The sequence below is a fragment of the Micromonospora sp. NPDC049580 genome (genome assembly GCF_040675595.1).
In the GTDB taxonomy this organism is placed as follows: domain Bacteria; phylum Actinomycetota; class Actinomycetes; order Mycobacteriales; family Micromonosporaceae; genus Micromonospora.
In genome coordinates this window covers 1-6,137 of record NZ_JBFAPG010000385.1, presented here as the reverse complement: position 1 = coordinate 6,137, position 6,137 = coordinate 1, and the positions used below count along the sequence as shown (strand labels likewise).

The following is a 6,137-nucleotide window of genomic DNA, read 5'->3' as shown; positions in this document are numbered from 1 at the left end:
GCGGGCAGCCGCCCCGGTCGTCGCGACTCAGTACGTGTAGAAACCCTTGCCGGTCTTGCGGCCCAGGTCGCCGGCGGTGACCATGCGCTGGAGCAGCTCCGGCGGGAAGAACTTCTCGTCCGCCGTGTCGGTGTAGATGTTCTTCGAGGCGTGCAGCAGCACGTCCACGCCGGTCAGGTCGGTGGTGGCCAGCGGGCCCATCGCGTGCCCGAAGCCCAACCGGCAGGCGGTGTCCAGATCCTCCGCCGACACCACGCCGGACTCGACCAGCTTGACCGCCTCCACCACCAGGGCGGAGATCAGCCGCGTGGTGACGAAGCCGGCGATGTCCCGGTTGACCACCACGACCGTCTTGCCGATCTCCTCGGCGAAGGCCCGCACGGTGGCCAGCGTCTCGTCGCTGGTCTTGTAGCCGCGCACCAGCTCACAGAGCTGCATCATCGGCACCGGCGAGAAGAAGTGGGTGCCGACGACGGCCTCGGGCCGCTCGGTGACCGCGGCGATCTGGGTGACCGGAATGGCCGAGGTGTTGGTGGCGAGCACCGCGTCGGACTTGCAGATCTTGTCCAGCGCACGGAACACCTCGTGCTTGATCTCCAGCCGCTCGAAGACCGCCTCGACCACGATGTCCGCGTCCGCCGCCGCCTCCAGGTCGGTGGTCGGGGTGATCCGCGCCAGCGTCGCCTCGACGTCGGACGCCTCGATCTTGCCCTTCTCGGCGAACTTCTCCAGCGACTTCCGGATGCCGCCGAGCCCCCGGGTGGTGGCCGCGTCGTCCAGGTCGCGCAGCGTCACCTGCCAGCCCGCCTGCGCCGCCACCTGGGCGATGCCGGAGCCCATCAGCCCGGCCCCGACGACCGCGAGTCGACCCGCCATCTGCTTCTCCCTCGCTGCGATTGAGTGCCTGCCTGCACCCTAGTCTGCGAGCCTGAACGATGACTAAGTGCTCCGGAGGGACGGTGTCGGGGCGCCAGCCGCCGCGCCCGTGTGACGGATGCACGACTCGCCAGAGCGAACAAACTTCCGGTTGGGTGCATCGAACCCTACGACAACGCAACAGACGGACACAGCCAGGAGCTCATGATGCGCGCAACATCCATGGTCGGAACCCTCACCTGCCTCCTGCTCGCAGCGGGGTGCTCGTCACCCGCACACCAGGACGGCAACGCTGCGCCCGCAGGCTCGCCTGAGCCGACGACCAGCGCGGCCACCACCGGCACGCCCACCCCGTCCACCCCGTCCAGCCCGCCCCCGTCGTCCCCGTCGTCCGCCCGACCGCCAAGCGACCCGACCCGCGCGGCGTCGCTCGTCCTGGGCCCGGACGGCATCGGCTCGCTGAAGCTCGGCATGACCCGTCAGCAGGCCACCGGGACGGGACAGCTGCGGGCCTTCGGGAACAACGGGGGCGACTGCGCGCCGGCGCACCTGCGGGCCGCGCCGAGCGAGGACGGGGTCGTCCTCCTCTCGCCGACCCTGGGAATCGCCACCATCGACGCGTACGAGGGAATCAGGACGCCCGAGGGAGCGCGCATCGGCATGTCGAGCGCCGAGATGCTGCGGATCTACCCGACGTGGAAGGCAGCCGACGGAGACGCGACGAACGGTCGCGGCGTCGCGAAGACCCCCGGCAACAGCAAGGCCGTCTACCGCATCGGGACGAGGAACGGCATAGTCACCCAGCTGACCCTCCAGTACGCGAACCAGAACTGCTACGAGTAGACGGACCCGAAACGGCCGGCCTGCGGCGCCAGCGCGCTGGACAACCGCAGGCCGGCCAGGATCTCGTCGGTCAGGTCCTCGTCACCGACCTGCTTGATCTGCAGGTAGACGCCACAGCCGCGCTGCGGCACGGCCAACACCACCTCGCTGAACGACACCGAAGCGCCACACGATGTCCACCGTCGTACCAACGCCCTGTCACCCCCCACGTTCACGGTCCGGTCGGGCTGCCGGACGCAGGAGGGGTGGCCGGGTAACGCCGGTTCCGGGTCGCCGGCGAGCAGCCCCCTGCTCGCGCCGACGAACACACCGGCCATCCCACTCGCCGGGTCCGGCCAGACGGCGAGGTTCGGGGCGACCACGAGACCCGGCGCCTGGCCAGCGGGAAGGCGCAGTACCGAAGGGTCCCAGCCGGCGTCCTTCACCTGGCCGGCCCAGCTCGCCGGCACCGCCACCGAAAGAGCACCGGAGGCGTCGTCCACGCGAACCCACCCGGACCGTGCCGGCAGCGTGGAACTGGAACCAGTCATCGCCAGCAGCGCGGTCAGTGCGACCCCGACGCCGACGACCCGCCCCACCTGCCGCACGAACCGGCCACGGCCCGCGTCCCGCTCCAACGACGCGATGACCCGGTGCAGCTCCTCGCGCATCACGGCAGCGGACGCCCAGCGTTGCCGCGGGTCGGGATGCAGCGCGCGGCGCACCAGGTCGTCCACTTCGGAGGGAATTCCGGGCCGAAGCTCGGATGGCCGGAGCAGGGTGCGCCCGGCCCGGCCCGAACGGCTACCGGTCGACCGTGCCGGCTCGGGCGGGCGGCCGGTCACCATGTGGTAGGTCGTCGCGCCGATCGCGTACACGTCGGCGCGGATGTCCAGACCACCACCGGCGGTGGCCTGCTCGGGTGGCATGTAGCCGGGTGTGCCAGCCGCGATGGTGAAGCCGGACGCGTTGGCGAGCGCCTTGGCCAGACCGAGGTCGGCGACGAGCACCCGATCCCGGTCCGCAGCCGGCTGGAACAACACATTGGACGGCTTGAGATCCCGGTGCAGCACGCCGGCCTCGTGCAGCACCGTGACGGCGCTGGCGATGTCGGCCGCGATGAGCAGGGCCTCCCGTACCGGCAGCGGCCCCGAGACGAGCCGATCGGCGAGGGTGCCGCCAGCCGCGTACGGCATCACCAGGTACGGCCGTCCATCAGGCAGCTCACCGACGTCGAGCACACGCACGAGCAGACTGGAATCCGTCCGCCGCATGATCCGCGCTTCCTGCTCGAACCGCTCCCGCAGATCAGCGTGGTACGACCAGTTGTCCGCCAGCACCTTGATCGCTACGGAAGCGTCCAGAGCATCGTCGGCGCCGAGCCACACGGTGGCGAACGCTCCGGAACCGATACGCCGTACAACGCGGTATCGACCGATCTTGCCGGGTACTGACACGCCCGTATTATGGCCGACAAGACGCTGAGGAACGGGGCCTGAGCTTGTCAGACGATCTTGCTATCGAGGATCTCGCCGGTCGTGCCGCAAGGGGCGACGCCGCCGCACTGGACATGTTGCTGGTCAGGATCGGCCCGCAGGTCATGCGGCAGTGCCTGCGCCTCCTTCCCTGCCGGCAGGATGCCGAAGAGGCGTGCCAGGATGCCCTCCTGCAGGTCGCCCGCAAGATCGACAGCTTCGCGGGCCGGTCGAAGTTCTCCACCTGGCTGCACATCGTCACGGCCAACTGCGCCCGGCAGACGTACCGCAGCCTCAAGCGCCGGGCCGACGAGCAGTCCACGCCACAGCTCCCGCTCGACGCCGCCGACCCGCGCACCACAAGCGTGATCGCGGGTTCCCGACTCGACCTGCTGGACGCGCTGGAACGACTGGAGGCGCACCGACCCGAACTGGTCGCCCCGCTGGTGCTGCGTGACCTGTGCCAGTTGACCTACGACCAGATCGCCGACCATCTCGCCATTCCGGTCGGCACCCTGAAGTCACGTATCCACGACGCGCGACGGCACGTGCGTGCCTCGCTGCAGGCCACCTGACACCGCGCGACCCACAGCGTTCGCGGGTGCCGACCCGGTGGGACGCCGGCCAGGGCGTCAGATCTCCAGCGACGGCTCGTCCGGCGCGGTGCCCCGCTCCACCGCCACACCGAGCGCGCGCAGGTCGGCCACGAAATCCGGGTACCCCCGGTCGACGTGGTGCACGTGGGAGACCTCCGTGGGCCCGTCCGCGCAGAGGCCGGCGATGATCAGCCCGGCGCCGGCGCGGATGTCGGTGGCCCGTACCGGCGCTCCGGACAGCCGCTCCCGCCCCCGGACCACCGCGTGGTGCCCGTCGGTCTTGATGTCCGCGCCGAGCCGCATCATCTCGTTGGCGAACATGAACCGGCCGTCGAAGATGTTCTCCGTGATCAGGGAGGCGCCGTCGCTGACCGCGGCCAGCCCGATCGCCATGGGCAGCAGGTCGGTGGCGAAGCCGGGGTACGGCAGCGTCACCACGTCCACCGCCCGGGGCCGGTCGTCCATGCGTACCCGGAAGCCGTCACCGTGCGTCTCGACCAGGCCGCCGGCCGCGACGACCTTGTCCAGCGCGACCTCCAGGTAGGCCGGGTCCAGCCCGGTCACCGTCACGTCGCCGCGCGTCATCGCGGCGCCGAAGGCCCAGGTGCCGGCGACGATCCGGTCCCCCACTGTGGCGTGCCGCACCGGACGCAGGCCGGCCACGCCGGTGATCCGCAGGGTGGACGTGCCGGCGCCGGAGATCCGCGCGCCCATCTGGTTGAGCATCGTGCAGATGTCGACGATCTCCGGCTCCCGGGCCGCGTTGTCGATCGTCGTGGTGCCCTGGGCCAGCACGGCCGCCATCACCAGGTTCTCGGTCGCGCCCACGCTGGGGAAGTCCAGCACGATGTCCGCGCCGCGCAGCCCGTGCGGGGCCTCGGCGATCACGAAGCCGTGCTCGCCGGAGATCTCCGCGCCCATCCGGGTCAGCCCGGAGATGTGCATGTCCAGGCCGCGCGAGCCGATCGCGTCGCCGCCGGGGTGGGCCACCCGCACGTACCCCCGACGGGCCAGCAGGGGGCCCAGCACGCAGATCGACGCGCGCAGCCGTCGGACCAGGTCGTAGTCGGCCTCCGCGCCGGGTTGCGCGGGTACGTCGATGGTCACCGAGCGGGACCGGGCGACGCCGCCGCGGGCCACCATGGGGTCGACGGGGTCGTCCGCGTCGAACCGGACGTCGCAGCCCAGCCGCCGCAGCACCTCCCCCATGATCGCGATGTCGGTGATCCGGGGAACATTGGTGATCACACTGCGGCCGGGTGCGAGCAGCGCGGCGGCCATCAACTTCAGGGCCGAGTTCTTGGCGCCGACGACGTGTACGGTGCCCGCCAGCCGGGCGGCACCGCAGACCCGGATGACGTCGACGTCGTTGACCGCCGGATCGCCGGCGTCGCCGGGACCCACCACCGCGGGCCAGCCGGCTGTCGCGTCCGGCCGTGCGGGGATCGTCAGGTCCGGTATCCGTAGGCTGTGCGTCATGGCCGTCCACCTCACGCGCATCTACACCAAGGCCGGCGACGCCGGCATGACCAGGCTGAGCAACAACGAGCAGGTCCCGAAGACCGATCCACGCATCGCCGCGTACGCGGATGTCGACGAGTGCAACGCGGCGATCGGTGTCGCGCTCGCTCTCGGCCAGCTCGACGAGGAACTGCGGGGCGTGCTGGCGTCGGTGCAGAACGACCTGTTCGACGTCGGCGCCGACCTGTCCACCCCGGTCGAGCCGGAGCCGAAGTACCCGCCGCTGCGGGTGACCGAGGAGTACGTCGAGCGCCTGGAGGGCTGGTGCGACGAGTACAACGCACGCCTGAGCAAGCTCGACTCCTTCATCCTCCCCGGCGGCACCGCGGGCGCGGCGCTGCTGCACGTGGCGCGGACCATCGCCCGGCGTGCCGAGCGGGCGGCGTGGGCGCTGGTCAGCCACGATCCGGACCGGACCAGCCCGCTCCCGGCAAAGTATCTCAACCGGCTCTCCGATCTGCTCTTTATCCTGTCAAGAACGGCAAATCCGGCGGGAGATGTGCTATGGGTGCCCGGCGGCAAGCGCTGAGGTCGGGCGCTGCGCGCGACGTCGAGGTGTGACTTCCCAATCTGATCGCCACCACGCCTCGCCGAGCCGACTCCTCAGCCCGGCCGCCCGACCAGCGCCTTGATCAACTCCGCTTCCTTGAAGTCGGGGTGTCCCGGCCACCAGGACACCCCCGACATCAGGAAAGTCGAGCCGATCAACCCGCGAGGCAGGACCCGTCTGCATCGGTAACGGCAGTTGACAGAAGCCCGCGCCAGAACGACGGACAGTGCCCGACGAAGGGTTTCCGGGGGAGCCCGCCCGGCGCAGGGATCAAGCCTGACCGCCCGGAGCCGGGCG

At 70.8% G+C, this 6,137-nt stretch carries 7 protein-coding genes; 3 read left to right on the top strand and 4 right to left on the bottom strand.

Features of this window, described 5'->3' with window-relative positions:
* Positions 1–27 precede the first annotated feature (27 nt).
* Positions 28–876 carry a 3-hydroxyacyl-CoA dehydrogenase family protein gene (locus AB0J68_RS24745; RefSeq protein ID WP_363940602.1) on the bottom strand — a complete coding sequence of 283 codons (849 nt, stop codon included), beginning with the start codon at positions 874–876 and terminating at the stop codon, positions 28–30.
* A 207-nt stretch (positions 877–1,083) separates the two neighbouring features.
* Here AB0J68_RS24745 and AB0J68_RS24740 point away from each other — a divergent pair, with 207 nt between their 5' ends.
* The gene (locus tag AB0J68_RS24740; protein ID WP_363940601.1) at positions 1,084–1,719 is read left to right on the top strand and encodes a hypothetical protein; all 636 of its coding nucleotides are present in this window, start codon (positions 1,084–1,086) and stop codon (positions 1,717–1,719) included.
* On the opposite strand, the gene AB0J68_RS24735 is transcribed toward AB0J68_RS24740, so the two are convergent.
* Complete coding sequence (locus tag AB0J68_RS24735) at positions 1,710–3,155, bottom strand: serine/threonine-protein kinase (RefSeq protein WP_355137942.1); 1,446 nt, start codon at positions 3,153–3,155, stop codon at positions 1,710–1,712. The two genes, AB0J68_RS24740 and AB0J68_RS24735, sit on opposite strands and share 10 nt — an antisense overlap.
* 44 nt (positions 3,156–3,199) lie before the next feature.
* Here AB0J68_RS24735 and AB0J68_RS24730 point away from each other — a divergent pair, with 44 nt between their 5' ends.
* Positions 3,200–3,748, top strand: a complete 549-nt coding sequence (locus tag AB0J68_RS24730; protein WP_354862456.1) for an RNA polymerase sigma factor — start codon at positions 3,200–3,202, stop codon at positions 3,746–3,748.
* Between the two features lie 57 nt (positions 3,749–3,805).
* Here AB0J68_RS24730 and murA read toward each other — a convergent pair whose 3' ends face one another.
* Entirely contained in the window at positions 3,806–5,248 is a 1,443-nt protein-coding gene (murA, locus tag AB0J68_RS24725; protein WP_354862457.1) for a UDP-N-acetylglucosamine 1-carboxyvinyltransferase, read from the bottom strand.
* Here murA and AB0J68_RS24720 point away from each other — a divergent pair.
* Positions 5,247–5,819, top strand: coding sequence for a cob(I)yrinic acid a,c-diamide adenosyltransferase (locus AB0J68_RS24720; protein WP_354862458.1), 573 nt, complete (start codon positions 5,247–5,249; stop codon positions 5,817–5,819). The two genes, murA and AB0J68_RS24720, sit on opposite strands and share 2 nt — an antisense overlap.
* Before the next feature lie 74 nt (positions 5,820–5,893).
* Here the strand turns inward: AB0J68_RS24720 and AB0J68_RS24715 are convergent.
* On the bottom strand, positions 5,894–6,137 hold a 244-nt coding region (locus tag AB0J68_RS24715; RefSeq protein ID WP_363940600.1), incomplete at its 5' end, for a hypothetical protein.

Excerpts from the sequence above, each read along its gene's own strand:
- AB0J68_RS24740 (WP_363940601.1), top strand. The coding sequence starts at position 1,084 with ATGCGCGCAACATCCATGGTCGGAACCCTCACCTGCCTCCTGCTCGCA.
- AB0J68_RS24745 (WP_363940602.1), bottom strand. The coding sequence starts at position 876 with ATGGCGGGTCGACTCGCGGTCGTCGGGGCCGGGCTGATGGGCTCCGGC.
- AB0J68_RS24720 (WP_354862458.1), top strand. The coding sequence starts at position 5,247 with ATGGCCGTCCACCTCACGCGCATCTACACCAAGGCCGGCGACGCCGGC.
- murA (WP_354862457.1), bottom strand. The coding sequence starts at position 5,248 with ATGACGCACAGCCTACGGATACCGGACCTGACGATCCCCGCACGGCCG.